This window comes from Mycolicibacterium elephantis DSM 44368 (assembly GCF_004014805.1).
Lineage (GTDB): Bacteria > Actinomycetota > Actinomycetes > Mycobacteriales > Mycobacteriaceae > Mycobacterium > Mycobacterium elephantis.
In genome coordinates this window covers 87,882-113,669 of record NZ_ATDN01000017.1, presented here as the reverse complement: position 1 = coordinate 113,669, position 25,788 = coordinate 87,882, and the positions used below count along the sequence as shown (strand labels likewise).

Here is a 25,788-nt window from a genome sequence, read left to right as displayed (position 1 = left end):
ATTCACCATCAAACTGAGCCGACATCAAGTCCGATGAAAAATCGAGGCTAGGATCCAGATGGTTTCCGCACGAACCTAGCGCACCGCCGTCAGCCTGCTTTTATCGGTGCCGACGACGCCAGGAGCGCGGCGCGGTGACGGCGCCGAAACAGTATTTCAGCAGGGTCCTTCTCGCACTTTTCCCGCTGGAATGCAGTTTCGGGACCGCTCAGGTCGGTCTGGCGGCTCGCCGCCGTGGGTCGAGCACGTCGACGCCGTCCTGCTGCCACGCCTCGCGCATGGCGTCGGCGCCCTTGAGCCGCACCCAGGCCGCCTCGGTCGCGGTGATCGGCGTCGCCGACAACACCGTCACCGGCGGCAGCGGCGGCGTCAACGCGACGTCGTCGATGTCGCTGGTGTGCAGCAGGAACGCGGTGAACGGGGCGCCCTCCCACAGCGGTGACTCGAGATCGATGAGCGCGCCGGGCTCGAGCACCAGCCCTTCGACGGCCGGGGCGGCCGCGACGATCGCGATGGAGCGCACCAGCCCGCGCGGTGTGGCTCCGCGCAGCGCGACGCAGATCTCGGCTCGCGGACCGTGCAGCGCGTCGGTGACCATCTCGGTGGGGTCGAACATCGGATGGCGCGAACAGCCAAGAGAGACATAGTGCACGACGTCCTCGAACCCCGGGCGGCTGTCCGGTCCGAAGCGCAGCACGTCGATCTTCTCGGTGCCCAGAAACGTGACGCCGGCCGCGTCGGGTGCCGCGGTGATGCCGGCCCTGGCGAAATGCTCGCGGACGTGTCCGCGCACCCGCTCCAGGACGTCGATCACTCGGCCGGCGGCTCTGCGGCGGGTGCGGGGGGCGGCGACGGTGCCGCAGGCGCAGCGCCGGCGTCCTCGTCGGGCAGGGTGAGATTCCTGCCCGACTCCGGATCGAAGATCACCAACTTCGACGTGTCGACCGCCAACTGGATCGTGTCGCCCTGTCTGGCGGCGGACTCGGTGGAAACCCGTGCGACGAACTCGTTTTCACCCGTGCCGGACTCGGCGGCCAACTCCGCGAGCAGCGCGGACTGCGCTCCGGCGCCCTCGGTCTTGAAGTGCAGGTACTTGTCGGCGCCCAGCGACTCGACCAAGTCGACCTTCACGTCGAACGTCAGCGCGCTGATCCGCGCGTACACGTCGAGCACCGCGGCGTCCTCGAGATGTTCGGGCCGGATGCCGACGATGACGTTGGTGGGGGCGTGTCGCCGGGCCAGCAGATCGTGAACCTCCGGGGTCAGCGTCACTTCGCCGAACGGCAGCCGCACGCCGACGTCGGTGATGGTGGCCGGCATGAAGTTCATCGCCGGGGAACCGATGAAGCCCGCGACGAACAGGTTGACGGGATACTTGTAGAGCTCATCGGGGGTGCCGACCTGCTGGGCCACGCCGGCCAGCATCACCACCACCCGGTCGCCCAACGTCATGGCCTCGGTCTGGTCGTGGGTGACATAGACAGTCGTGGTGCCCAACCGGTCCTGAAGACGCGCGATCTCCGACCGCATCTGCACGCGCAGTTTGGCGTCCAGGTTCGACAGCGGCTCGTCCATCAGAAAAGCCTTGGGGTTGCGCACGATTGCCCGACCCATGGCCACCCGCTGCCGCTGCCCGCCGGACAGCTGCGCGGGTTTGCGGTCCAGCAGTTCGGTCAGGTCGAGGATCTTCGCGGCTTCGTCGACCTTGCGCGCGATCTCGTCCTTCTTCATCTTCGCCAGGGTCAGCGGGAAGGCGATGTTCTGCCGCACGGTCATGTGCGGGTAGAGCGCATAGGACTGGAACACCATTGCGATGTCGCGGTCCTTGGGCGCCTTCTCGTTGACCCGCTCACCGTCGATGCGCAACTCCCCGGAGGTGATGTCCTCCAGACCGGCGATCATGTTCAGCGTCGTGGACTTTCCGCAACCGGAGGGCCCCACCAGGATGATGAACTCACCGTCGGCGATGGTCAGCGACAGGTCTTTAACGGCCGTTGCGCCGTTGGGGTAACTCTTGGTCACCCGGTCCAACACGATTTCGGCCATCGATCTACCCCTTCACCGCACCGGACGTCAGGCCGGCGACGATCCGTCGTTGGAAGATGAGAACAAAGATAATGATCGGGATGGTGATGACCATCGCCCCCGCCGCGATCGACCCCGTCGGCTCCTCGAATTGCGAACTGCCGGTGAAGTTGGCGATCGCGACCGGCGCGGTGATCGCGCGCTCTGTCGCGGTGAGCGACAACGCGAGCAGCAGGTCGTTCCACGCGAAGATGAACACCAGGATCGCCGCGGTGACAATGCCGGGTGCGGCCAACGGCGCGATGACCTTGCGGAACGCCTGCCACGGCGTGGCCCCGTCCATCTTGGCTGCCTTCTCCAGATCCCATGGGATCTCCCGGAAGAACGCCGACAGCGTGTAGATCGCCAGCGGCAGCGCGAACGTGATGTACGGGATGATCAGGCCCGGCCAGGTGTCGAACAGCCCGGTGTTCCGCCAGATGTTGAAAAGTGGTGTCACCAGCGAGATCTGGGGAAACATCGCGATCAACAGCGCCACGCCGATGAGAAGACGCTTGCCGGGGAAGTCCAGCCGGGCCACCGCGTAGGCCGCCATGCCGCCGATGGTGACCGCGATCAACGTGGTGATCAGGCCGATGCCGATCGAGTTGACCAGCGCCGAGGTGAACACGTTGCCCTGGAAGATGCCCTTGTAGTTGTCGAAGGTGATCCCGTCGGGAATCAGCTTGCCGTCCTTGACGGTTGACGTGGGTTTCAACGACAGGCTCAGGATCCACAGCACCGGAAGCAGCGCGTAGACGATCACCAGGAGATTGACGACAGTCCAGCCCGTCACACGCCGGGCATCCACCCGCTCAGCCATCTCAGCGTCGCTCCTCGTCGGATCCGGGTGCGGAGGCACCGAAGATCTTGATGTAGATGAACGCGATGACCGCCACCGACAGGAAGATCAGCACCGAGATGGCCGACCCCAGGCCGAGGTTGAAGGCCTTGAACAGGTTGTCGTAGCCCAGGATCGAGACAGACCCGGTGTCGTTGGCGCCGCCGGTCAGAATGTAGATGTTGTCGAAGATGCGGAATGCGTCGAGGGTGCGGAACAGCAGCGCCACCAGGATCGCCGGTTTGATCAGCGGGATGATCACCTTGACCAGTCGCTTCCATGCACCTGCGCCGTCGACCTGGGCGGCGTTGAGGAGGTCCTGCGGCACCAGCGCCAGACCGGCCAACAGCAGCAGCGCCATGAACGGTGTCGTCTTCCACACCTCGGCCAGCACGACGATGGCCAGGGACGGAATCTGTTGCGTCAGCGGCGCGCTGCCCTCGGGCAGCAGGTTGGCCAGATAACCGGTGCCCGGCGTCCATGCGTAGTACCAGCTGTACGACGCGGCGACGGTGACGATGCCGTAGGGCACCAGGATCGCGGTGCGCACCACGCCCTTTCCGAAGATCGTCCGGTGCATCACCAGCGCGAGCGCCATGCCGAGGACGAACTCGATCGCCACGGACACCACCGTGATCGCCAACGTGACCGCGAACGCCGTCCACCAGTAGCGGTCGGTCAGCACGGTGACGTAGTTCTCCAGCCCCACGAACGCCGTGTCGTCGGGGGTGGCGAGGTTGTAGCGCAACAGGCTCAGCCACACCGAGTAGCCGATCGGGTAGGCGGTGACCGCCAGCATGAGCAACACCGCCGGCGAGATGAGCCAGAACGCCAGGCGCCGCTCGGATTTGCGGTCGTCGGTGCCTGCGCGCGCGGTGGGGCGCTTCGCCGTCGGAGCCGCCGGAGCCGCCGGAGCCGTCGCGGTCATGGAATCAGCCCCTTACCGTCGATGGCCTTCTGCACCTGCTCGGTCAGTTCGTCGGCGGTGCGCTCGGGGTCGATCGCGGAGATCGGCGCCAGCGTCACCGAGATCCGCGTCGACACCGACTGATAGACCGGCGTCGTTGGCCGCACCGCGGCGTTGGTGAGCTGGTCGCGGATGATCTCGTACTGCGGGTACTTGGCCTGGAACGTCGGATCGTCGTACAGCGAGGCGCGCACCGCGGGCAGACCGCCCTCCACCGAGGTGTAGCGCTGGTTCTCGATGTTGCGCAGGCAGCGGATCGCCTCGAACGCCTCCTTGCGGTGCTGGGTCGTCTTGGCCACCGCCAGGTTCAGCCCGCCGAGCGTCACCTTGGCCGGCTGGCCGGGGAACACACCGGGATAGTGCGCGAAGCCGAACACGTCCTTGCTGGCCTCGTAAGCGGCCTCGAACTGCTCGTCGGTCGGCGAGAACGTGCCGACGTCGCTGATGCTGCCTTGAAGGTCGGGCCGCTCGTTGAGCGGCAGGAAGTTCACGCCGCCCTTGACGGCGTTCTCCAACAGCGACGGCAGGACGTAGGGCCAGTTCACCTCCAGCGCGGCTTTGCCCTGCTCCAAAGCCAGCCGTGCGGTCGTCTCATCGGTCTGGGTGATCGACGGATCGGCGCCGGGCGCGGTGGCAACGTCTTTCATGATCTGCAGCGCCTTGACGGTGGCGGCGCGATGCTCGGGGGTGTCGGTCAGCGTGACGGTCTTGCCGTCCTCGGAAAGCACCTGTCCGCCGGCGCTTTCCAGCAACGTGTTGAACCACACCACCAAACCCTCGTACTGCTTGCCCTGCACGGCGATCCAGCTCGGCTTGCCTGCGGCGTGCAGCCGCGTCGCCTCCGCGACCATACCGTCCCAGGTGGTCGGCGGCTCGTCCATCAAATCCGCGCGGTACCAGAGCAACTGGGTGTTCGTGGTGATCGGCGCCGCGTAGAGCTGGTCCTGCCATTTGGCCGTCTCCAGCGGTCCGGGCAGTGTGTTGGAGGTGGCGTCGGCCTCGGCCAGGCCCGACGGATCATCGGAAAGCGGTAGCGCCCAACCGGCCTCGGCGAACTCGGCCGTCCACACCACGTCCAGCGCCATCACGTCGAGCGTCTTGTCGTTGCCGGTCAACCGCCGGGCCAGTTGCAGCCGCTGATCGTCGGCGCCCTTGGGCAAGCTGACCTGTCGCACCGTGAACCGGCCGTCGAACTGTTCGTTGCAGCGGTTGGCGACCGCCGTGAAGGTCTGCGCTTCGTTAGCCGGGGTGTAGTAGTTGATGACGATTCCGCCGCTGTCCGAACCGCACGCCGCCACGGTTGACGCCGTCGTCACCGCCGCCAACACCGCAGCGCTCAGCCGCCGTGCGCGCACCACCCGCCTCCAGTCCGCGTTGATGTCGCCGCCGGAGCGGCGCCGCTCTCCAGTGTCGCCGCCGGGGCGGCTCCGGCGGGAATCTCCCGCGCGCAAACCGTATGGCGAGTTACGCGTGATTTGCAACACCAGGGACGCGCGCGTCGCAGACCGTTACGCAATCGCGAACGTGCGCAAACTCGCGGAATCAGACGGCGTGTCGTCCGCAAACGCGCACGCTCGCGAGTAGGGGGGAACTAGATGGTCAAGCGCGCCAGCAGATCCCGCCCGCGTTCGGCGTTCTGCGGGTCACACAACACGTCGTAGCGTCCCGCCACCAGCTGCATCGTGGAGCTGAAATCTCTTGTGCCGCGTGCCATCGCATACGGGATCGCCGACGTGATCAGCCCGAAGAACACACCCGCGATCAGGCCGGTGGCCAGTGCGCTCCACGGGTTCGGGCTGAAGAAGCCCAGAATCAACCCGATGAACAAACCCAGCCACGCACCGGTCAGGACTCCGCCGCCGAGCACCTTCGGCCATGTCAGCCGGCCGGTGACCCGTTCGACCTGCATGAGGTCGACACCGACGATCGTCACCTGCTGTACCGGAAACTCTTGATCCGACAGATAGTCGACGGCCCGCTGGGCTTCGGCGTAGGTGGGATACGACCCGATCGGCCATCCCTTCGGCGGCGTCGGCAGGGACGGAGGAGCACCGCGTCTCACACTCGGCGTTCCCGGCGCCGCGCCAGGGTTCGGTCCAGGTTGAAACGGGCTGGTCATCGGTACTCAATCTCCTTAATCAACCGCCTGATCAGGTGATTCTCCCACCAAGATCAACGCATGAGCGGCCGCGATCGTGCCCAGCACTTGCGCTAGGTTGAACAGCATGACAAATCCCGGCGAGGACTCAGGAGAAACGACACCATCCGAGCCGACACCGGTCGAGCAGGCACAGGACCAGTCGACCGAATCGCCGTCGGAAGCGCAAGAGCAGGCCACCGATCAACCCGGTTACACGCCGCCGCCGGCTTTCGGCGCGCCGGGCGAGCCCTATCAGGCACCGGGCTACCCCGCCGGCTATCCGCCACCGGGCGGCTATCCTCCGCCGCCGCCGTACCCCGCTCCATCAGGGTTGGGCGCGCCGGGTTATCCCCCGCCGCCACCGCCGCCGCCGTACGGCGCCCCTCCGCAGGGGTACGGGCCCCCACCGCCCGGATACGGCCCACCGCCACCCGGATACGGGCCTGCGGGCTATCCGGCGCCCGGATACGGCGGTGCGTACGGCGCCCCGGGCCAGAAGGTCAACTCGATGGCGATCGGTTCGCTGGTGGCCTCGGTCATCGGAGTGGTGCCGTTCTTGTGCGGCATCGGGTCGATCATCGGCATCGTGCTCGGCATCATCGCGCTCAACCAGATCAAGACCTCCGGTGAGGGCGGGCGCGGGTTGGCCATCGCCGGCATCGCGATCGGCGCCGTGACCTTCCTCATCAGCGTCGTCACGGGCATCGCGTTCCTGAGCACTTGACCGTCCCGGGTCAGGACGGCGGCTGAAACGGCGGTTCCTTGCGGACCATGCCCGCCGCGCGGCCCTTGCCCGCGATCACCAGCGCCATCTTCCTGCTGGCCTCGTCGATCATCTCGTCGCCGAGCATCGCCGCGCCCCTGGCGCCGCCGGCGCGCGAGGTGTGCCACTCGTAGGCCTCGAGGATCAGCTCGGCGTGGTCGTAATCCTTTTGCCGGGGGCTGAAAATCTCGTTGCCCGCGGCGATCTGGTCGGGGTGCAGCACCCACTTGCCGTCGTAACCCAGCGCGGCCGAGCGACCCGCCACCCGGCGGAACCCGTCGACGTCGCGGATCTTCAGGAACGGTCCGTCGATGGCGAGGATGCCGTGGGTACGCGCGGCGATCAGGATCCGCATCAACACGTGGTGATGCGCGTCGCCGACGTCGTAGCCCTCGGGCTGTTCGCCGACCTCGAGCGTGCGCATGTTCAGGCTGGCCGCCATGTCGGCCGGCCCCAGCACCAGCGCCTGCACCCGCGGCGCGGCGGCGATCGCATCAATGTTCGTCAGGCCCTGCGCGTTCTCGATCTGGGCCTCGATCCCGATGCCGCCCACCGGCAGACCGTGTGTCGTCTCGAGCTGGGTCAGCAACAGGTCCATGGCCTGGATGTGCGAGACGTCGGTCACCTTGGGCAGCACGACGATGTCGAGCGACGCGTCGGGTGCCGACCCGACGGCCGACACCACCTCGATGACGTCCGCGTGGGTCCACGGCGTGGTCCAGTCGTTGACCCGCACCCCGCGCAGTTGGCCCGACCAGCCGGGCTCGGCCAACGCGGCGGCGACGGCGGTGCGGGCCTCGGCCTTGGCATCGGGTGCGACGGCGTCCTCCAGGTCGAGGAACACCTCGTCGGCGGGAAGCGACTTCGCCTTCTCGATCATCTTGGCGCTGCTGCCGGGAACGGAGAGCACCGTTCTGCGGGGTCGATACCGGTTTTCCACAACCACACTCTCTACCCTTTGACGTATGGCGGCGGTGAACAGGGTCTATGCGGCCCGACTCGCGGGGATGGTGGTACTGGGCCCCGACGGTGAGTCCATCGGCCGCGTCCGCGATGTGGTGGTCAGCATCAGCATCGTGCGTCAACAACCGCGGGTGCTTGGGCTTGTCCTCGAATTGCTCACCCGCCGAAGGATTTTCGTTCCGATTCTGCGCGTGACGTCGATCGAGCCGGGCGCGGTGACGTTGGCGACCGGCAGTGTCTCGCTGCGCCGGTTCGCTCAGCGCCCGGGCGAGGTGCTGGTGCTGGGCCAGATCATCGAAACCCGGGTCCGTGTCGACGATCCCGAGTTGGAACACCTGGCCGGAATCGACCTGATCGTCGTCGATTTGGGCATCGAACAGACCCGCACCCGGGACTGGGTGGTCACGAAGGTGGCCGTGCGCCAACACCGTCGGCTGGGCCGCCGCAGCAACGTGTATGTCGTCGACTGGCGGCGGGTGCACGGGCTGACGCCGTCGGGGCTGGCGATGCCCGACCAGGGCGTCGCGCAGCTGCTCGCACAGTTCGAGGGGCAACGCGCGGTCGAGGTCGCCGAGGCGATCCGCGAACTGCCCGTCAAGCGGCGCTATGAGCTGATCAACGCCCTCGACGACGAACGGCTGGCAGACGTGCTGCAGGAACTGCCCGAGGACGACCAGACCGACATGGTCAAGCGGTTGCCCGCCGAGCGGTCGGCCCGCGTGCTCGAGGCGATGGACCCCGACGACGCCGCCGACCTGTTGGGCGCGATGAACCCGTCGGAGGCCGAACACTATCTGCGCCGGATGGACCCGGAGGACTCCGAGGACGTGCGCCGGCTGCTGTCGCATTCGCCCAACACCGCGGGCGGGTTGATGACCTCCGAACCGGTCGTGCTCGCGCCCGACACCACGGTGGCCGAGGCGCTGGCGCGGGTCCGTGACCCGGATCTGACCCCGGCGTTGGCCTCGCTGGTGTTCGTGGTGCGCCCGCCGACGGCCACTCCGACCGGCCACTATCTCGGCTGTGTGCATCTGCAGCGGCTGCTCCGCGAGCCGCCGGCCGACCTGGTCAGCGGCATCGTCGACACCGATCTGCCCAACCTGGCGCCCGAGGACTCGCTGTCGGCGGTGACGCGGTATTTCGCGGCCTACAACCTGGTCTGCGGGGCGGTCGTGGACGACGAGAACCATCTGCTGGGCGCGGTCTCGGTCGACGACCTGCTCGACCACCTGCTGCCCGAAGACTGGCGCGAGACCGAAGAACCCGAGCTCTTCGGCGCCGAGGGGGCGCCATGACCGAGCCGTCGCCCAGGGGCCGGCTGGACACGCCGCTGACGTCGCGGCGCCGGTTCGGGCTCAACTACGACCCGGAGGCGGTCGGCCGGGTCAGCGAGGGGATCGCCCGGTTTCTGGGCACCGGCCGATATCTGGCCTGGCAGACGATCCTCGTCGTCGTCTGGATCACGCTGAATCTGTTTGCTGTCAGCCTGCGTTGGGACCCCTATCCGTTCATCCTGCTCAACCTGGCGTTCTCGACGCAGGCCGCCTACGCGGCGCCGTTGATCCTGTTGGCACAGAACCGGCAGGAGAACCGCGACCGGGTGGCGCTCGACGAGGACCGTCGCCGGGCGGCACAGACCAAGGCCGACACCGAATACCTGGCTCGTGAGCTGGCCGCTCTGCGGCTGGCGGTCGGCGAGGTCGCGACCCGCGACTATCTGCGCCGGGAACTCGACGAGCTGCGCGACATGCTGGCCCAATTACAGCAACCGGGGGCCGTCACCGACGACGACACCGGCCGCGCCGAGGGTGTGGAGCGGCGCGCCCGGAGATAACGCTTGCATCGTCTAACGCGATTGCTGTAACAACACCGTTATCGACTAGGTATGGTGACCTGGTTCACAAGCGATCGCAGACAAGGACGGTTGAGTGCACATAAGGGGAGTCGCCGCCCTCAAGGCTGTGCGGCGCCAAGCGGGGCGCGTGCTGAAAAAGCCGAATCCGCGTGTGCATGAAGTGCTGTCCCCGCCCCGGGTCCGGGCGGGCATGGCCGTGGCCATCATCACCCCCGTCATCTTGGCGGGCAGCGTCGGTGCGTCCGCACAGTCCACCCGGACGCAGGTGCGCGACGCGGCGGTGACGCCGTTGGCCGCCGTCGAACCCTCGCCGGGGAACCGCGCCGGCGCCTCCGTCGTCGCCGTCACCAAGTCGCCGTCACCCTTCCACATCGCCTCCACCTCGACGTCCTCGCCCCCGCCCGCTGCCGTGGTGAACTCGCCTGGCGCACTGGGTATTCCAGGGATGGCGTTGTCGGCGTACCGCAACGCCGAGCGGATCATGGCCGCGGCCCAACCGAACTGCGGTGTCAGCTGGAACCTGCTGGCGGGCATCGGCCGTATCGAGTCGATGCACGCCAACGGCGGCGCCACCGACGCCAGCGGCACCGCGGTCCGACCGATCTACGGCCCCACGCTGGACGGCACACTGCCCGGAAACGAGATCATCGTGCAGAGCCGCACCGCCGATCGCGTCACCTATGCCCGCGCGATGGGGCCGATGCAGTTCCTGCCGGGCACCTGGGCGCGTTACGCCTCCGACGGCGACGGCGACGGCAAGGCCGAGGTGCAGAACCTGTTCGACTCGACGCTGGCTGCGGCCCGTTACCTGTGCAGCGGCGGGATGAACCTGCGCAACCAGTCCGACGTGATGGCCGCGATCCTGCGCTACAACAACTCGGTGGCCTACGCCCGCAACGTGATGGGCTGGGCCGCCGCCTACGCCACCGGCGTGGTCCCGATGGACCTGCCGCCGATCACCGGTTCGGTTCCCTCGCTCGGCGTCGGCGACATGCACCTGGAGAACTACGAAGGGTTGGGCCCCGGGTTGCCCATCAACGCGCTGGCGCTGCCCGAAGGGGATCCGATGGCGCTGATGTCGCTGCTGCAGCGTGACAGCGTCGCCAACCAGATTGCCAGCGTGCCGGGCTTCGCCCCAGGTCAACAGCTCGGACCGCTGCCCGGACCGATGCCGCAGCTGCCGCCGAAACCGGAAGCGCCGGTGCCGCCGCCGTGGACGCCGCCGTGGATGCAGCAGCCGGAGCCGCAGCCGCAGTGCGCGGTGTTCTGCATCGAGGACACCGTTCCGCCGCCACCGTTGCAGCCCGCGCTCGGCGGGCCGCCCCAGGCGCAGCCGATGCTGCCGCCGGGACCGCCCCTGCTGGCCCCACCGGCACCGCCGGGGCCGCTGGCACCGCCCGCCCCGATGGGCCCGATGCCGCCCGCGCCCGGGCCCGCTCCAGGTCCGGCACCAGGTCCCGCACCAGGTCCGGTCGCCGCGCCCGCTGCCCCCGGGCCACTGCCGGGACCGGTGGCTTAATCACGCTTTTCGAGTCGGCCTAGACTCGGGGGCGTGTCCGGATCTGACCTTGAAACTGCGGTCCGTACCGCGCTGACCAAGGTGATCGACCCCGAGCTGCGGCGGCCGATCACCGAGCTCGGCATGGTGAAGAACGTCACCGCCGAACCCGACGGCGGCGTCCACGTGGAGGTGTACCTGACCACCGCCGCGTGTCCGAAGAAGACCGAGATCTCCGATCAGGTCAGCCGCGCCGTCGCCGATGTCCCCGGCACCGGTGCGGTCAAGGTCAGCCTCGACGTGATGAGCGACGAGCAACGTACCGAACTGCGCAAGCAACTGCGCGGCGACGCGCGCGAGCCGGTCATCCCGTTCGCGCAGCCGGGCTCGCTGACCCGGGTCTACGCCGTCGCCTCCGGTAAGGGCGGGGTCGGCAAGTCGAGTGTCACGGTGAACATCGCGGCCGCGATGGCCGCGCGCGGCCTCTCGGTCGGCGTGCTCGACGCCGACATCTACGGCCACTCCGTGCCGCGGATGATGGGCACCACCGACCGCCCGACCCAGGTCGAGTCGATGATCCTGCCGCCGGTCGCCCACGACGTCCGGGTGATCTCGATCGCGATGTTCACCAAGGGCAACACCCCGGTAGTGTGGCGCGGACCGATGCTGCACCGCGCGCTGCAGCAGTTCCTGGCCGACGTCTACTGGGGCGATCTGGACGTGCTGCTGCTCGACCTGCCGCCGGGCACCGGGGACGTGGCCATCTCGGTGGCCCAGCTGATCCCGGGCGCGGAGATCCTCGTGGTCACCACCCCGCAGGCGGCGGCGGCCGAGGTCGCCGAGCGCGCCGGCGCGATCGCGCTGCAGACCCGCCAGCGCATCGTCGGCGTGGTGGAGAACATGGCCGGGCTGCAGCTGCCCGACGGCACCACGATGCAGATCTTCGGTGAGGGCGGCGGCGCGCAGGTCGCCGAGCGGCTGTCGCGTGCCGTCGGCGCCGACGTGCCGTTGCTCGGCCAGGTGCCGCTGGATCCCGCCCTGGTGACGGCGGGCGACTCGGGGGTGCCGCTGGTGCTCTCGGCGCCGGACTCGGCGGCCGGCAAGGAGTTGCGCCGCATCGCCGACGCGCTGGCGAGCCGCAAGCGCGGCCTGGCCGGCATGTCCCTCGGTCTGGATCCGGCGGGCCGGCAATAACGGTCGCGTGTCCGATGCCGAACATCGCCACAGGGCGCATTTCACGGCGTTACAGTGCTGTCCGTGGGTAAAGACCGGTTAGCCAACGGCCGCGGCCGGTGGTTGGCGCTGGTCGCCTCGATCGTCTTGTCCGCGGGCCTGATCTACGCCCAGACCGCCGAGGGCCCCGTCCACACCCCCGCCGCGAACCCCGCGCCGAACGCCCCTGTGGCCAAACCCCCCGGCGAGCCCCCGATCTACACCCCCACCGAGGCCGAGCTGATGGCCGCGAGCGCGCCGGTGGCCAGCGCGGCGGTCCCCTTCGAGTTACCGCCCGGTGTCGCGCCCGAGAACGGCTTGCAGGTCAACACCATTCGAGTGGCCCGCGCCCTGTCCGTGCTGTTCCCGGAGGTCAGCACCATCGGCGGCTTCCGCCAGGATCCCCTGAAGTGGCATCCCAACGGCCTGGCCCTCGACGTGATGATTCCCAACCACGGCAGCGAGAAGGGCGTCGAGCTCGGCAACCAGATCGCCGGCTTCGCGTTGGCCAACGCCAAACGGTGGGGCGTCATCCACGTCATCTGGCGCCAGGGGTTCTATCCGGGTGTCGGCGCGCCGAGCTGGACCGCCGACTACGGCAACGAAACCGCCAACCACTTCGACCACGTCCACATCGCCACCAACGGCGGCGGATACCCGACCGGGGACGAGAAGTACTTCATCTGAGCCTCGACCCGCGCCTCAGGTGGCGTCGGTGTCGAACGGCGTCGTCGCGGGCGGTTGCGGCGGGGCGGCCGACGATGGCGGCACCTGCGGGGTCGGCGCCGGTGAGCTCACCGGCTTGTCCACCGAGGGCCGGTCGAATCGGCCCGTGAAGATCGAGTCGTCGCCGTCGAGCAGGTGTTTGGTGAGGGCGGCGCGCGGCGACATGCCGCGCAGTTTGTTCAGCTCCCCCAACGGCTCTCGCAGATCGTCGAACTCCGGGCCGAGGTCTTCGCGCAGCTGGTTGGTGGCACCGCTGATGTAGTCGCGGGCCTGCCGCAGCGCGCCCGCCGTCCAGCGGATCGCCCCGGGCAGCCGTTCGGGTCCGAGAATCACCAACCCGGCGATGACCAGGATGAGCATCTCGCCCCAGCCGACGTTGGCGAACATGTCAGACGGTGTTGTCGGGGATCGGCGTGATCGTCAGCGTGACGGGGCGCCCGTCGCGCAGCACCTCGATCGGGGCCGGCTGGTCGACCTTGAGCTGGCGGACCGCGACGACGAATTCGTCGGCGTCGGCGACCTTCCGGTCCCCCACCTTGACGACGACGTCGTTCTCCAGGATGCCGGCTCTCTCCGCGGGGCTGCCTGCCTTGACGTTGGCCACCTGCGCCCCGGACGCCAACTCGTTGCTCACCGAGCGGGCCGTCAGGCCCAGCGTCGGATGCGCGATCTTGCCGTCGCGGATCAACGTCTCGACAACGGATTTCACCTCGTTGACCGGGATCGCGAAGCCGAGGCCGCTGGCGCTCTCCGACAGCGACTTGCCCGCGGTGTTGATACCGATGACGTTGCCGTCCATGTCGATCAGCGGCCCACCGGAGTTGCCGTGGTTGATCGGCGCGTCGGTCTGCAGCCCGTCGATGACGGTGTCGGTGTCCGAACCGTCGCCCGACAGCGGCACCGGCCGGTTCAGCGCGCTGATGATGCCCGCGGTCACCGTGCTGCGTAGCCCCAGCGGAGCGCCGGCGGCGATCACCTCGTCACCGACCTTGAGGTTGTCGGAGTCGCCCATCTTGGCCACGGTGAGGTTGTCGACGTTGTCGACCTTCAACACGGCCAGGTCGGTCTTGGGATCGCGCCCGACGAGGTTGGCGGGCACTTCCTTGCCGTCGTTGAACACCACGGTCATCTTGTACTTGCTCGGGTTGTTGGCGGCCTCCGAGATGACGTGGTTGTTGGTGACGATGTAGCCGCGGGGGTCGACGACGACGCCGGAGCCCTGCGAACCCTCCTGGTCACTCTTGGCCTCGATCGTGACGACCGAATCAGCCACCGCCGCAGCCACTTTGGCGAACCGGCCCTCGGGTAGCTGGTCGGTGTCGCTGACGTCCAACGTCACTTTCGACGTGGTGAACGCCTCGACCACCTCGGCCGTCGTCCGGCCCACCCAACCGCCGGCGAACCCGATGACTATGGCGGCGATGCCCAGCACCGCCAGCGCGACGTAGGAGACCCGGCCGCCGAACAGCACGTCTCGTACGCCGAGCTTGCCCATGCTGACGTTGGCGTGCGCGTGCGGAGCCTCCCGAAGCGCCGGGGTGCCCAGGGCCACCGGGGCTGACGGATCGCGCCACGGATCGGCGCCCGGGTCGGCGCCCTGCCCGTCGCGTTCGGCCTCCAGTGCGCCGGCGTCGGCGGGATGACGCTGCAGCGACTCGGCGGCTGGATGCGGCTTGGCGAACGCCTCGGCCAACACGGGGTCGGGGGTGTGGTCCCTCGGGGTGAACTCCGCGTTGTCCCGGAACCGGTCCAGGCCCACGAACGATCCACTGACCCCATCGGGGCGGCCGAACACGCGTCGCGCCGCCGGATCCACCGGGGGACGCGAAACCGGACGCGGTTCGAGGCGCTCGCGGCCGGACTGGTCCAGGTTGGTCACGCGTCAATCATCCTCTGTGGAAGCTGTGGAAGCGCCCGCGATCGCCCACGCGAGCTGCTGCTTCTGTCCGCACTACCCTACCGGCGCTTACGCCAGGATCGCGTCACGCCCTCAGCAAACTGCGTCGACTCAGCCTCCGCGGATGGCTGGCACGGAGCTTGCCGCGGGATCTCCGATAACAGGCCCAACAGTTCCGCCGGCATGTCGACGGGGCGCGACTCCCGCAACGCCGCCCGCGCCTGACGCTGGGCGTCCACCTCTGCCGCGCACTGCGGACACAGCGACATGTGGCTGGCCGCACGCAGGTGCGCGGTCATCCGCAGCTCACCGTCGACGAACGCGGCGATGGCCTCGGTGGAGAGGTGCTCGGTGGAGCTGAACTGCCGCGGGCCGACCGGTGCGTCGCTCTGCGAGGCGAACTGAGAAGGCAGCCAGGAAAACGCCCGACGGAACACATGTCCCCGGTCGACCATCACCGAGCTCCTTTCGTTTCGCATTTTCGGTGCTTACTGCCGGTGCTTACCCTCGAATGTAGCGCGGCGCATGCGCCGAGGGCCCGCGAGTCAGGCTGTTGTTGCCGTCTCGTTGCTGTGCTTGGCCAGATATTCGCGCAGCGCCTGGCGTCCGCGGTGGATGCGGCTGCGCACGGTGCCCAGCTTGACGTCGAGCGTGGCGCCGATCTCCTCGTAGGACAGACCCTCGATGTCGCACAGCACGACCGCGGCGCGAAATTCCGGGGCCAGCGAGTCGAGCGCGGCCTGCAGGTCGGGGCCCAACCGCGAGTCGTGGTAGATCTGCTCGGGGTTCGGGCTGTCGGCGGGCACCCGCTCGTAGTCCTCCGGCAATGCTTCCATCCGGATGCGGGCCCGCCTGCGCACCATGTCGAGGAACAGGTTCGTCGTGATGCGGTGCAGCCAGCCCTCGAACGTGCCGGGCTGGTAGTTCTGCAGCGAGCGGAAGACGCGGATGAAGGTCTCCTGGGTCAGGTCCTCGGCGTCGTGCTGATTGCCGGAAAGCCGGTAGGCCAGGCGGTACACCCGATCGGCGTGCTGACGCACCAGCTCGTCCCACGACGGCATCGTCGACTTGTCACCGGTGGCGTCGAACACCGCGGTGCCAGTCAGCTCGTCGGCGGGCTCGACCCACGACCCGTCCGTGTATTGCGGCAGGTGGGCCATGGAAACCGGAGCGTTGAGAGCACGTGAGTTGATCGTCAAATCCTCCTGGTCACAGCCGTCATTGCGTATCGACGGCTCGATGTCCGCGAAAACGCGAAAGTCGGGGTGCTTATTCCCGTAGTGCCAGCGTGTGCCGTCGTCCATGGGCAATACGGTCTCCGACCCTGGTGTGGTTCGCATATGAGCAAACTGAACGTTTCCTGAGAATGCTTTCTACCCGTTTTTCACCTGCGAAAACCGCGCCGCTCCGGCCCGATTCCGCCCTGGCGGTCCGGGCGTGTCGGGCTGTCGGGCCGCGCGGGTTGGCTCTACGCTGCGGGCATGGCAAGCACCGACGACAGCAGCGGTCAGCAAAGCCGCGCTGAGTCGATCGTCGCGCACGCCGAGCAGTCGATCTCCGAGGACGCGATAGTGGCGGCGGCCCGGGAGCGCGCCGACGACATCGGGGCGGACGCGGTCACCCCGGCGGTCGGGGCGCTGCTGTGCGTGTTCGCGAAGCTGACCGCGGCCAAGGCCGTGGTCGAGGTGGGCACCGGAGCGGGGATCAGCGGGCTGTGGTTGTTGTCGGGCATGCGTGAGGACGGCGTGCTCACCACGATCGACGTCGAACCCGAGCACCAGCGCATCGCCAAGCAGGCGTTCACCGAGGCGGGCATCGGGCCCGGCCGGACGCGGCTGATCAGCGGCAGGGCGCAGGAAGTGCTCACCAGGCTGGCCGACGAGTCCTACGACTTGGTGTTCATCGACGCCGACCCGATCGATCAGCCGCAGTTCGTCGTCGAGGGCGTGCGGCTGCTGCGGCCCGGCGGCGCGATCGTGGTGCACCACGCCGCCTTGGACGGCCGCGCCGGGGATCCCCGCGCCAACGACGCCGAGGTGACTGCCGTGCGCGAGGCCGCGCGGTTGATCGCCGAGGACGAGCGACTCACACCGGTGCTGATTCCGCTTGGCGACGGCCTGCTCGCCGCCGCCCGCGACTGATTCCCTTTCCCTTTCCCGCGCGAGCAGACGCGAACACCCCCTCTTTCCGCGAATTTTGGGGGTGTACACGTCTGCTCGCGGCGGAGGCTTGACCATCAGCTGAACGCGCGTTTAGCATACTGAACATGCGTTCAGCGCCTGACGATCGCACGGCCAGCGCGCGGATCCGCGATGCCGCTATCGCCCAGTGGGGTGAGCACGGGTTCAACGTGGGCCTGCGGGCGGTCGCCGAGGCGGCCGGCGTCTCGGCCGCGCTGGTGATCCACCACTTCGGCTCCAAGGAGGGCCTTCGAAAAGCCTGCGACGACTACATCGCCGAAGAGGTACGCAGCGGAAAGCTGGAGTCGATGCGGGCCAACGATCCGGCGACGTGGTTCGCCCAGATGGCCGAGATCGAGTCCTACGCCCCGCTGATGGCGTACCTCGTGCGCAGTATGCAGTCCGGCAGTGAGCTGGCAAAGACGCTGTGGCGCAAGATGATCGCCGACGCCGAGGAGTACATGGACGAGGGCGTGCGCAACGGCGTCCTCAAACCCAGCCGCGACCCCGCAGCGCGAGCCAGGTACGTGGCGCTCAGCGGCGCCGGCAGCTTCCTGATGTTCCTGCAATTGCACGACACCCCAACCGATTTACGCGCCGTGCTGCGTGACTACAGCGAGGAGATGATGCTGCCGGCCCTCGAGGTGTTCACCGAGGGCCTGATGGTCGACTCCACCATGTACGACGCGTTCCGCGGCCAGGACCAAACCCAGGGAGAGGCACATGACTACGACGTCGCGACGAGCTGACATCCCCGCCGTCGAAATACATGGGCTGAAGAAGCGCTTCGGAAACACCAAGGCGCTCGACGGCCTGGACATGGTCGTCGAACCCGGAAGCATCGCGGGATTTCTCGGGCCGAACGGCTCAGGCAAGTCGACCACCATCCGCGTCCTGCTCGGCTTGCTGCGCGCGGACGGGGGCAGCGTGCGGCTGCTCGGCGGGGACCCGTGGCACGACGCGGTGGCGCTGCACCGGCGGATCGCCTACGTGCCCGGCGATGTGACGTTGTGGCCCAACCTGACCGGCGGACAGGCCATCGACTTCTTGGCAAGCCTTCGCGACGAGTTCGACATGAAACGCCGCGACGAGTTGATCGAACGCTTCGAACTGGACCCCGACAAGAAGGCCCGGACCTATTCCAAGGGCAACCGGCAGAAGGTCGCGCTGGTCGCAGCGTTCAGCACCAACGCCGAGCTCTACATCCTCGACGAGCCCACCTCTGGGCTGGACCCGTTGATGGACAGGGCGTTTCAGCAATGCATGCGCGAAGCAGCCGACAACGGCGCATCGGTGCTGCTGTCGAGTCACATCTTGGCCGAGGTGGAGCGACTGTGCGATTCGGTGACGATCATCCGCGCCGGACGCACCGTGCGATCCGGGCGACTCGCCGAGTTGCGGCACCTGATGCGCACCACGGTGAAGGTCCGCACCCGCTCACCTGTCGACGGGCTGCGCTCGGCTCACTTCGTGCACGACTTCACCGTCGACGACGGCATGAGCAAGTTCTCGGTCGACCGCGACGACCTGGACCGCGCGATGGGCCAGCTGACCACGCTGGGCATCGACGAACTCTCGGTCTCGCCTGCGTCACTCGAGGACATGTTCCTGCGGGAATATCAAGGGGCACAACCATGACGGCCACCACGACTCCGGTCGCCGCCCGCCATGCCCGCCGTTCGGATTCGTCGCTGACCGGCATCGGGCGGCTCACCGCATTGGCGCTTCGCCGCGACCGTATCCGGCTGCCGGTGTGGATCGCGGCGCTGACGCTGACCATGTGGTACACCCCCGCCGCGTTCGAACTGGCATATCCGGAGGAGGCCGATCGCATCGCGCGGGCCAATCTCATCAAGACCCCGGCGGGCATCATGTTCAGCGGTCCGATGTTCGGCCACAATGAAACCGACATCGGCGCGATGTTCGCCAACGAGGTGATGCTCAGCGTCATCATCGCCGCCTCGATCCTGGCCATCCTCACCGTCGTGCGCCACACCCGCGCCGAAGAGGAGAGCGGGGCGGCCGAACTGGTGCTGGCGGCGCCGGTCGGGCGGTACGCCCGCATCGGCGCCGCGATCCTGCTCGTCGCCGGGCTCAACGCGGTGCTTGCGGTGACGATGACCGCTGCGACGGCCGCGACCGGGCTGGACCTGATCGATTCCGCGGCCGTCAGTTTCGGGATCGCAGGCGTCGCAATGGTGTTCGGCGGCGTCGCGGCGGTGACGGCGCAGTTGTGGCGCACGGCGCGGATCGCGACCGGCGCGGCGATGGCGGTGCTGGCCGCCGCGGTGGTGATCCGCGGGGTCGGCGACGTGATCGAACATTCGGGCAGCGCACTGAGTTGGTGCTCGCCGATCGCCTGGGCACAACAGATGCGGGCATTCGTCGATCTGCGGTGGTGGCCGCTGGCGATGCTCGTCGCGCTGGCCGGTGTGCTGTTGGTGGCGGCCGCCGCGCTGCAGCGGTCCCGCGAGTACGACGTGGGCAGGCTGCCGTCCGGCGGCGAGAATCCCGACGCCCCACCGATCCGCGGCGTGCTCGGGCTGACCCTGGTGCAGCAGCGCGGCCAGATCATCGGCTGGTCGGTCGGACTGTTCCTCGCCGGCCTGTCATTCGGGTCGCTGACCCAGTCGCTGCTGGACATGGCCGAGGAGAACGAGCTGGTCGCGCGCATGCTCTCCGCGCAGGGATACGACGGCATCTACACCTCGATGACCCAGTTTCTGGCCGCGGCGGTCACCGCGTTCGTCGCGCTCGCCGTGTTGCGGCTCAATGCCGACGAACAATCCGGGATCACCGAGGCGGTGCTGGCCGGGTCGGTCTCGCGGTGGTACTGGCTGCTTTCGGCGGTCGCGGCATCGCTGGTCGGTGCATTCGTGCTGCTGCTCAGCGCCGGCCTGGGTAACGGGCTGGGCACCGGCATCGCGCTCGGCGAGCCCGAAACCGTCGCCCGCCTGACGGTCGCCGCCTTGGCGCACCTTCCGGCGATGGCGGCGATCGCGGGCATCGCAGCGATCGCGTTCGCGTTGCGGCAGACCTGGATCGCCTGGCTGGCAGTCACATTCGTGATTGTGTCGCTGTATTTCGGTGCGTTGCTGCGGCTTCCGCGGTGGCTACTCGGCCTGTCGCCCGTCGGCCAGACCACGGTGCCGATGGACATGCCGGTGACGGCGATGGTGGTGATGGTCGTCGTCGCCGCGGCGTTGACAGTTCTCAGCGGCCTCGCGTATCGCCGGCGCGACGCGATCTGACGAAAAAACGGAGCAAGCCATGAAGATCGCGCTTCAGACCCTGGCATCCATGATCTTCGGATTCGTGTTCTTCGGCTTGGCGTTGTTCTGGCCCGCCGGCACGTTCGACTACTGGCAGGCTTGGGTTTTCATCGCCGTGTTCCTCGTGGGAACGATGGGTCCGAGCATCTACCTGATGGTGAAGATGCCGGAGGCGTTGCGGCGGCGCATGCGCGCGGGCCCGATTGCCGAAACCCGGATGGTGCAGAAAGTCATCATCGCCGGCACCATACTTTCCGTCGTCGCCGTTCTGGTGATCAGCGCGTTCGACCATCGATTCGGATGGTCGACGGTCCCGACGCCGGTGGTCGTCGTCGGCAACGTGCTCGTGTGGACGGGGCTCACCGTCGCCCAGCTCGTGATCATCCAGAACAACTACGCCGGGGCCACCATCACCGTGGAGGACGACCAGAGGCTGGTCTCGACCGGGCTGTACGGCCTTGTGCGGCATCCCATGTACTTGGGGACGCTGATCATGATGGTCGGCACGCCGCTCGCCCTCGACTCGTACTGGGGACTCCTGCCGATCGTGCCGTCCCTGCTGATCCTCGCGGCCCGGATCGACGACGAGGAGAAGATGCTGAAACAGCAACTGGCCGGCTACGACCAGTACATGACCAAGGTGCGCTACCGGCTCGTGCCGTACGTCTGGTGAGTCCGCGCCGACCACCACACCGTCAGCAGCACGGCCACCGCCGCGAACCGCGCCACCGTCGCGACGACCATCGCGGCATTCACCTGCGTCAGCGCGAGATAGACCAGGATGAGGACACCGCTCGTCCCGTGCAGCACCACCAGCGTCGCGATGACGAGCCCCAACGCGGTTCGGTCGGTCAGACGCACCGCCCCGAACGACAGCACCACAACAGCGAATTCGGCTGCGGCGACAAGGTAGACGAGAAGATAGTCACCTCGCTCCACCGTGATGCCCACGAGCGCCGGGATAGCGGTCGGGAACACCGCAAGCACCACGCCTCCGGCCAGCGTGATCATGCCGTGCACGACAAGAATCACCCGAAGCGCCGTCATCTACCAACCTCCCGTCATGTCGGTGCGCCCTAATCCGTCATAGATATGACGGCCGGAAGGAGCGCAGTATGACGTGGGAGGCGCGGTGAGCACGGACGCAGTCGAACAGCACCGGGCGCACCTGCATGCGGTCGCCTACCGGATGCTGGGTTCGGTCAGCGAGGCCGACGACGCCGTGCAGGACGCGTGGTTGCGCTTGCACCGCACCGACGTCAGCGACGTGCGTAACCTGCGCGGCTGGTTGACCACCGTCGTCGCCAGGATCTGTCTGGACATGCTGCGCGCCCGCGGCACGCGTGCCGAAGACCCACTCGGCGACGGCGATGACATCCCCGCCGAGGTGACCGACCCGGAACAGGAAGCGCTGCTTGCCGATTCGATCGGGGTGGCGCTGCTGGTCATCCTGCAGACCCTCTCCCCAGCCGAGCGGCTGGCGTTCGTGCTGCACGACATGTTCGAGTTGCCCTACGCCGACATCGGGCCGATCGTGGGACGCTCCGAGAATGCCGCGGCCCAGCTGGCTGCGCGGGCCCGCCGCCGTGTGCGCGGCAGGACAGCGCAGACGACGGATTTCGTGCGTCAACGACAGCTCGTCGACGCGTTTCTGGCGGCGGCGCGCAACGGCGACTTCGAGGCACTGCTCACGGTGTTGAACGACGATGTGGTGCTGCGGGTCGATGCGGCCGCCGCCGGCAGGCCCGTCACGATCAGCGGCGCCGAAGCCGTCGCGACCAATGCGCACCGGTTCTCCGCCAACGCCCGATTCGCCGAGCCCGCGTTGGTCGACGGGCTGCCCGCCATCGTCGTCGCGCCCGGCGGTCGGTTGACGATGGTGTTGCGCTTCACGGTCAGCGGCGACGCGATCACCGAGATCACCATCGATGCCGACCCGAAGCGCCTCCATCGGTTCGAACTGGCCGTATTGGACTGACCGACGCGCATAATGCCGATGTGGAAGTGCTGACCGGCTTGGGGTTGGCCACCGCCGCGGGACTCAACGCCTACATCCCGTTGCTGGCCCTCGGCTTGTTGTCGCGTTTCACCGATCTGGTCACGCTGCCGCACGGCTGGGCCTGGCTGGAGAACGGCTGGGTGATGGCGATCGTCGCGGTGTTGTTGGTCGTCGAGATCATCGCCGACAAGGTGCCCGCGCTCGACACCGTCAACGACGCCGTTCAGACCTTCGTGCGGCCGACCTCGGGCGGCATCGTGTTCGGGTCGGGCACCGCGGCGCAGACGTCCGCGGTCACCGATCCCGGCGCGTTCGCCCAGTCCGGGCAGTGGATCCCGGTGTTGATCGGTGTCGTTGTGGCGCTGGGGGTTTCGCTGACCAAGTCGACGGTGCGCCCTGCCGCCAACGTCGCCACCGCCGGGGTGGCCGCCCCCGTGCTGAGCACCGTCGAGGACGCCACCAGCCTCGGCCTGGTGTTCCTGGCGATCCTGGTGCCGATCCTGGTGTTGGTGGCCGTGATCGCCTTGGTGTGGGCGATGTGGCGGCTACGACGCCGACGCCGAGCGCCGAGATAGCAGCCACGGCAGCCAACCCGGGTGATTCGCGACCCGGAATGCTATTTCGCGGGTACGGGGCTCAGATCCAGACGCCCTTGCCCACCGCGACCACACCGCCGGCGCTGATCGCGAAGCGCTCACGGTCCTTCTCGAGATCCACACCCACCATCTCGCCGGGGCCGACCACGACGTTCTTGTCGAGGATCGCGTGACGCACCACCGCGCCGCGGCCGACCCGCGTTCCGGGCATGATCACGCTGCCCTCCACGATGGCTCCGTCGTCGACGACGACATTGGACGACAGCACCGAATTGCGCACGGAGGCCGCCGAAATGATGCTGCCCGCACCGACCACCGACTCCTGCGCCGAGCCGCCGTTGACGAACTTCGCCGGTGCCAGCATCTCCATCTCGCCGCGGATCGGCCAGCGCTTGTTGTACAGGTTGAACACCGGGTGTACCGAGACTAGATCCATGTGCGCGTCGTAGAACGCATCGAGGGTGCCGACGTCACGCCAGTAGCCGTGGTCTCGTTCGGTGGCCCCGGGCACCTCGTTGTTGTTGAAGTCGTACACGGCGGCCATGCCGTCGGCGACCAGTCGCGGAATGATGTCGCCGCCCATGTCGTGGTCGGAGTGGTCGTCCTCGGCGTCGGCGCGGATGGCATCGATGAGCACCTTGGTGGTGAAGATGTAGTTGCCCATCGACACGAACGCCTCGTCGGGATTGTCCGGTACCGAGGGCGGATCCGCGGGCTTCTCCACGAAGGCGCGGATGCGGCCCGACTCGTCGGCGTCGATGACCCCGAACGCGGTGGCCTCGGCGCGGGGCACCCGAATGCCCGCGACCGTTGCGCCCGCGCCGCTCTCGATGTGGAACCGGACCATCTGCTCGGGGTCCATCCGGTAGACGTGGTCGGCGCCGAACACGACGATGTAGTCGGGGTCCTCGTCGTAGATGAGGTTCATCGACTGGTAGATGGCGTCCGCGGAACCGGTGTACCACCGCGGCCCCAGCCGCTGCTGGGCGGGCACCGGGGTGATGTACTCGCCGGCCAACCCGGACAGCCGCCAGTTCTGCGAGATGTGGCGGTCAAGCGAATGCGACTTGTACTGGGTGAGCACACAGATCCGCAGATACCGGGCGTTGACGAGGTTGGACAGCACGAAGTCGATCAGCCGGTACGCGCCGCCGAAGGGAACCGCCGGTTTGGCGCGATCAGCGGTCAACGGATACAACCGCTTGCCTTCGCCGCCGGCCAGGACAATGCCCAGCACGTGTGGCAATTCCCTCATCTTTCAAACCTATCGGCCGGTTCTGTTCGCTGCCAGCCATTGACACCATCGTTTCGCCGGCTGGTCCTCATCGGGGGCTGCGGTGACCGACCGTCCTCACTATCGTCGGTGGCATGCGGGTGGCGATGATGACCCGGGAGTACCCACCCGAGGTTTACGGCGGGGCTGGGGTGCACGTCACCGAACTCGTCGCGAAGCTGCGACAGCTGTGCCAGGTCGACGTGCACTGCATGGGCGCGCCCCGCTCGGATGCCGTCGTCGCGAAACCCGATCCGGCCCTGGTCGGCGCCAACCCCGCGCTGGCGATGCTGTCGGCCGATCTCAACATGGCCAACGCTGCCGGGCAGGCCACCGTCGTGCATTCGCACACCTGGTACACCGGGCTGGCGGGCCACCTTGCCGCGCTGTTCTACGGCGTCCCGCACGTGCTGACCGCGCACTCCCTGGAGCCGATGCGCCCGTGGAAGGCCGAGCAGCTCGGCGGCGGCTACCGGGTGTCGTCGTGGGTGGAGAAGACGGCGATAGAGGCCGCCGACGCGGTCATCGCGGTGAGCTCGGGAATGCGCGACGACGTGCTGCGCACCTATCCCGCGCTGGACCCCAACCGGGTGCACGTGGTGCGCAACGGCATCGACACCGACGTCTGGTATCCGTCGCCGCCCGAACCGGGTGACTCGGTGCTGGCCGAGTTGGGCGTGGATCTGTCACGCCCGATCGTGGCGTTCGTCGGGCGCATCACCCGGCAGAAGGGCGTCGCGCATCTTGTCGCCGCGGCCCACCGGTTCGCACCCGACGTCCAACTGGTGCTGTGCGCCGGCGCGCCCGACACCCCGGAGATCGCCGCCGAGGTGACCGAGGCGGTGCAGCAGCTGGCCGCCGCCCGCAGCGGGGTGTTCTGGGTCCGGGAGATGCTGCCGATCGGCAAGATCCGCGAAATACTTTCCGCCGCGACGGTTTTCGTGTGCCCGTCGGTGTATGAACCGCTGGGCATCGTCAACCTCGAAGCGATGGCATGTGCGACGGCGGTGGTGGCCTCCGACGTCGGGGGAATCCCGGAGGTGGTGGCCGACCGCCAGACCGGCCTGCTGGTGCGCTACGCCCGCGACGACCCGGCCGGGTTCGAGCAGCGGCTGGCGCAGGCGGTCAACGAGTTGGTGGCCGACCCCGACAGGGCGCGCCGTTACGGACAGGCGGGCAGACAGCGCTGCATCCAGGAATTCGCCTGGGCCCATATCGCCGAGCAGACCCTGGAGATCTATCGCAAGGTGTGCTCGTAGGCCGCGAGAACTAGCTGGTGACCTTCTTGAGCTCGTCGCCGAGCGCCGCGGCTTCTTCGGGAGTCAGTTCGACGACGAGTCGCCCACCGCCCTCCAGTGGTACTCGCATCACGATGCCGCGCCCCTCCTTGGTCGCTTCCAGAGGACCGTCGCCGGTCCGGGGCTTCATCGCCGCCATCGAGTGCTCCCTCCACAATGAGCCGCCCGCCGGGGCAACCAGCGGGCTCGGTCGGGCCGAGAGTGCCCACCCGTTTGGCAGCTCCCGGCACTGAACTGCTACTGA

28 protein-coding genes are annotated in these 25,788 nt (G+C 68.0%); 14 read left to right on the top strand and 14 right to left on the bottom strand.

Annotated features, from left to right (window positions below):
• Window positions 1–208 precede the first annotated feature (208 nt).
• The 6 genes from MELE44368_RS13695 to MELE44368_RS13670 all read right to left on the bottom strand — a co-directional run bounded on the left by MELE44368_RS13695 (window position 209) and on the right by MELE44368_RS13670 (window position 5,991).
• Entirely contained in the window at window positions 209–814 is a 606-nt protein-coding gene (locus tag MELE44368_RS13695) for a suppressor of fused domain protein (protein WP_128108991.1), read from the bottom strand.
• Window positions 811–2,046 carry an ABC transporter ATP-binding protein gene (locus tag MELE44368_RS13690; protein ID WP_128108990.1) on the bottom strand — a complete coding sequence of 412 codons (1,236 nt, stop codon included), beginning with the start codon at window positions 2,044–2,046 and terminating at the stop codon, window positions 811–813. Before MELE44368_RS13690 ends, MELE44368_RS13695 begins: the two co-directional genes overlap by 4 nt.
• A gap of 4 nt (window positions 2,047–2,050) precedes the next feature.
• Window positions 2,051–2,875 (bottom strand): carbohydrate ABC transporter permease, encoded by an 825-nt coding sequence (locus MELE44368_RS13685; RefSeq protein ID WP_206613765.1) that lies wholly within the window; start codon window positions 2,873–2,875, stop codon window positions 2,051–2,053.
• Window positions 2,876–2,888: 13 nt separating this feature from the next.
• Window positions 2,889–3,833, bottom strand: a complete 945-nt coding sequence (locus MELE44368_RS13680) for a carbohydrate ABC transporter permease (protein WP_128108988.1) — start codon at window positions 3,831–3,833, stop codon at window positions 2,889–2,891.
• Window positions 3,830–5,227: an ABC transporter substrate-binding protein gene (locus MELE44368_RS13675; RefSeq protein WP_128108987.1), complete on the bottom strand. Its 1,398-nt coding sequence runs from the start codon at window positions 5,225–5,227 to the stop codon at window positions 3,830–3,832. Before MELE44368_RS13675 ends, MELE44368_RS13680 begins: the two co-directional genes overlap by 4 nt.
• A 236-nt stretch (window positions 5,228–5,463) precedes the next feature.
• Complete coding sequence (locus MELE44368_RS13670; protein ID WP_128108986.1) at window positions 5,464–5,991, bottom strand: general stress protein; 528 nt, start codon at window positions 5,989–5,991, stop codon at window positions 5,464–5,466.
• A 106-nt stretch (window positions 5,992–6,097) separates the two neighbouring features.
• Here MELE44368_RS13670 and MELE44368_RS13665 point away from each other — a divergent pair, with 106 nt between their 5' ends.
• Window positions 6,098–6,736: a DUF4190 domain-containing protein gene (locus MELE44368_RS13665; RefSeq protein ID WP_128108985.1), complete on the top strand. Its 639-nt coding sequence runs from the start codon at window positions 6,098–6,100 to the stop codon at window positions 6,734–6,736.
• A gap of 10 nt (window positions 6,737–6,746) precedes the next feature.
• On the opposite strand, the gene MELE44368_RS13660 is transcribed toward MELE44368_RS13665, so the two are convergent.
• On the bottom strand, window positions 6,747–7,715 hold the full coding sequence (locus MELE44368_RS13660) for an HpcH/HpaI aldolase/citrate lyase family protein (RefSeq protein WP_128108998.1): 969 nt from the start codon (window positions 7,713–7,715) through the stop codon (window positions 6,747–6,749).
• 25 nt (window positions 7,716–7,740) lie between these two features.
• Here MELE44368_RS13660 and MELE44368_RS13655 point away from each other — a divergent pair, with 25 nt between their 5' ends.
• The 5 genes from MELE44368_RS13655 to MELE44368_RS13635 all read left to right on the top strand — a co-directional run bounded on the left by MELE44368_RS13655 (window position 7,741) and on the right by MELE44368_RS13635 (window position 12,990).
• A complete protein-coding gene (locus MELE44368_RS13655; RefSeq protein WP_128108984.1) occupies window positions 7,741–9,033 on the top strand; it encodes a magnesium transporter MgtE N-terminal domain-containing protein in 1,293 nt (430 codons plus the stop codon).
• Complete coding sequence (locus MELE44368_RS13650; protein ID WP_128108983.1) at window positions 9,030–9,572, top strand: DUF1003 domain-containing protein; 543 nt, start codon at window positions 9,030–9,032, stop codon at window positions 9,570–9,572. Before MELE44368_RS13655 ends, MELE44368_RS13650 begins: the two co-directional genes overlap by 4 nt.
• 94 nt (window positions 9,573–9,666) lie before the next feature.
• Window positions 9,667–11,112 (top strand): lytic transglycosylase domain-containing protein, encoded by a 1,446-nt coding sequence (locus MELE44368_RS13645; RefSeq protein WP_164890104.1) that lies wholly within the window; start codon window positions 9,667–9,669, stop codon window positions 11,110–11,112.
• A 33-nt stretch (window positions 11,113–11,145) separates the two neighbouring features.
• A complete protein-coding gene (locus tag MELE44368_RS13640; RefSeq protein WP_128108982.1) occupies window positions 11,146–12,285 on the top strand; it encodes an Mrp/NBP35 family ATP-binding protein in 1,140 nt (379 codons plus the stop codon).
• Window positions 12,286–12,348: 63 nt separating this feature from the next.
• A complete protein-coding gene (locus tag MELE44368_RS13635; RefSeq protein ID WP_206613764.1) occupies window positions 12,349–12,990 on the top strand; it encodes a VldE C-terminal domain-containing protein in 642 nt (213 codons plus the stop codon).
• A 15-nt stretch (window positions 12,991–13,005) separates the two neighbouring features.
• Here the strand turns inward: MELE44368_RS13635 and tatB are convergent, their stop codons facing one another.
• From tatB to sigE, 4 genes are all read right to left on the bottom strand, one after another.
• Window positions 13,006–13,416 carry a Sec-independent protein translocase protein TatB gene (gene tatB / locus MELE44368_RS13630; protein ID WP_128108980.1) on the bottom strand — a complete coding sequence of 137 codons (411 nt, stop codon included), beginning with the start codon at window positions 13,414–13,416 and terminating at the stop codon, window positions 13,006–13,008.
• A gap of 1 nt (window position 13,417) precedes the next feature.
• The gene (htrA, locus tag MELE44368_RS13625; RefSeq protein ID WP_128108979.1) at window positions 13,418–14,908 is read right to left on the bottom strand and encodes a serine protease HtrA; all 1,491 of its coding nucleotides are present in this window, start codon (window positions 14,906–14,908) and stop codon (window positions 13,418–13,420) included.
• A gap of 77 nt (window positions 14,909–14,985) precedes the next feature.
• Complete coding sequence (gene rseA / locus MELE44368_RS13620) at window positions 14,986–15,381, bottom strand: anti-sigma E factor RseA (RefSeq protein ID WP_128108978.1); 396 nt, start codon at window positions 15,379–15,381, stop codon at window positions 14,986–14,988.
• Between the two features lie 90 nt (window positions 15,382–15,471).
• Window positions 15,472–16,230 carry an RNA polymerase sigma factor SigE gene (gene sigE, locus MELE44368_RS13615; protein ID WP_128108977.1) on the bottom strand — a complete coding sequence of 253 codons (759 nt, stop codon included), beginning with the start codon at window positions 16,228–16,230 and terminating at the stop codon, window positions 15,472–15,474.
• A gap of 177 nt (window positions 16,231–16,407) precedes the next feature.
• Between sigE and MELE44368_RS13610 the strand changes: the two genes are divergently transcribed.
• The 5 genes from MELE44368_RS13610 (at window position 16,408) to MELE44368_RS13590 (ending at window position 21,051) form a co-directional block, all read left to right on the top strand.
• Window positions 16,408–17,067, top strand: a complete 660-nt coding sequence (locus MELE44368_RS13610; protein WP_128108976.1) for an O-methyltransferase — start codon at window positions 16,408–16,410, stop codon at window positions 17,065–17,067.
• Window positions 17,068–17,192: 125 nt separating this feature from the next.
• Window positions 17,193–17,855: a TetR/AcrR family transcriptional regulator gene (locus MELE44368_RS13605; protein WP_128108975.1), complete on the top strand. Its 663-nt coding sequence runs from the start codon at window positions 17,193–17,195 to the stop codon at window positions 17,853–17,855.
• Window positions 17,830–18,744 carry an ABC transporter ATP-binding protein gene (locus tag MELE44368_RS13600; protein WP_128108974.1) on the top strand — a complete coding sequence of 305 codons (915 nt, stop codon included), beginning with the start codon at window positions 17,830–17,832 and terminating at the stop codon, window positions 18,742–18,744. Before MELE44368_RS13605 ends, MELE44368_RS13600 begins: the two co-directional genes overlap by 26 nt.
• Window positions 18,741–20,357: an ABC transporter permease gene (locus MELE44368_RS13595; RefSeq protein ID WP_128108973.1), complete on the top strand. Its 1,617-nt coding sequence runs from the start codon at window positions 18,741–18,743 to the stop codon at window positions 20,355–20,357. The genes MELE44368_RS13600 and MELE44368_RS13595 overlap by 4 nt, the downstream gene beginning before the upstream one ends.
• Window positions 20,358–20,376: 19 nt before the next feature.
• Window positions 20,377–21,051, top strand: a complete 675-nt coding sequence (locus tag MELE44368_RS13590; RefSeq protein ID WP_128108972.1) for a methyltransferase family protein — start codon at window positions 20,377–20,379, stop codon at window positions 21,049–21,051.
• Here MELE44368_RS13590 and MELE44368_RS13585 read toward each other — a convergent pair.
• Window positions 21,024–21,425 carry a hypothetical protein gene (locus MELE44368_RS13585; RefSeq protein WP_128108971.1) on the bottom strand — a complete coding sequence of 134 codons (402 nt, stop codon included), beginning with the start codon at window positions 21,423–21,425 and terminating at the stop codon, window positions 21,024–21,026. The genes MELE44368_RS13590 and MELE44368_RS13585 overlap by 28 nt on opposite strands.
• A gap of 85 nt (window positions 21,426–21,510) precedes the next feature.
• On the opposite strand from MELE44368_RS13585, the gene MELE44368_RS13580 reads away from it, so the two are divergent.
• Together MELE44368_RS13580 and MELE44368_RS13575 are read left to right on the top strand one after the other, a co-directional pair.
• Window positions 21,511–22,356, top strand: coding sequence for a sigma-70 family RNA polymerase sigma factor (locus MELE44368_RS13580; RefSeq protein WP_264032615.1), 846 nt, complete (start codon window positions 21,511–21,513; stop codon window positions 22,354–22,356).
• 20 nt (window positions 22,357–22,376) lie between these two features.
• Entirely contained in the window at window positions 22,377–22,952 is a 576-nt protein-coding gene (locus MELE44368_RS13575; RefSeq protein ID WP_128108970.1) for a DUF4126 domain-containing protein, read from the top strand.
• Between the two features lie 61 nt (window positions 22,953–23,013).
• Here MELE44368_RS13575 and glgC read toward each other — a convergent pair whose 3' ends face one another.
• On the bottom strand, window positions 23,014–24,228 hold the full coding sequence (gene glgC, locus MELE44368_RS13570; RefSeq protein ID WP_128108969.1) for a glucose-1-phosphate adenylyltransferase: 1,215 nt from the start codon (window positions 24,226–24,228) through the stop codon (window positions 23,014–23,016).
• Between the two features lie 113 nt (window positions 24,229–24,341).
• Between glgC and glgA the strand changes: the two genes are divergently transcribed.
• Window positions 24,342–25,505 carry a glycogen synthase gene (glgA, locus tag MELE44368_RS13565; protein ID WP_128108968.1) on the top strand — a complete coding sequence of 388 codons (1,164 nt, stop codon included), beginning with the start codon at window positions 24,342–24,344 and terminating at the stop codon, window positions 25,503–25,505.
• 10 nt (window positions 25,506–25,515) lie between these two features.
• Here glgA and MELE44368_RS13560 read toward each other — a convergent pair whose 3' ends face one another.
• Window positions 25,516–25,683 carry a DUF3117 domain-containing protein gene (locus tag MELE44368_RS13560; protein WP_064891434.1) on the bottom strand — a complete coding sequence of 56 codons (168 nt, stop codon included), beginning with the start codon at window positions 25,681–25,683 and terminating at the stop codon, window positions 25,516–25,518.
• Between the last annotated feature and the right edge of the window lie 105 nt (window positions 25,684–25,788).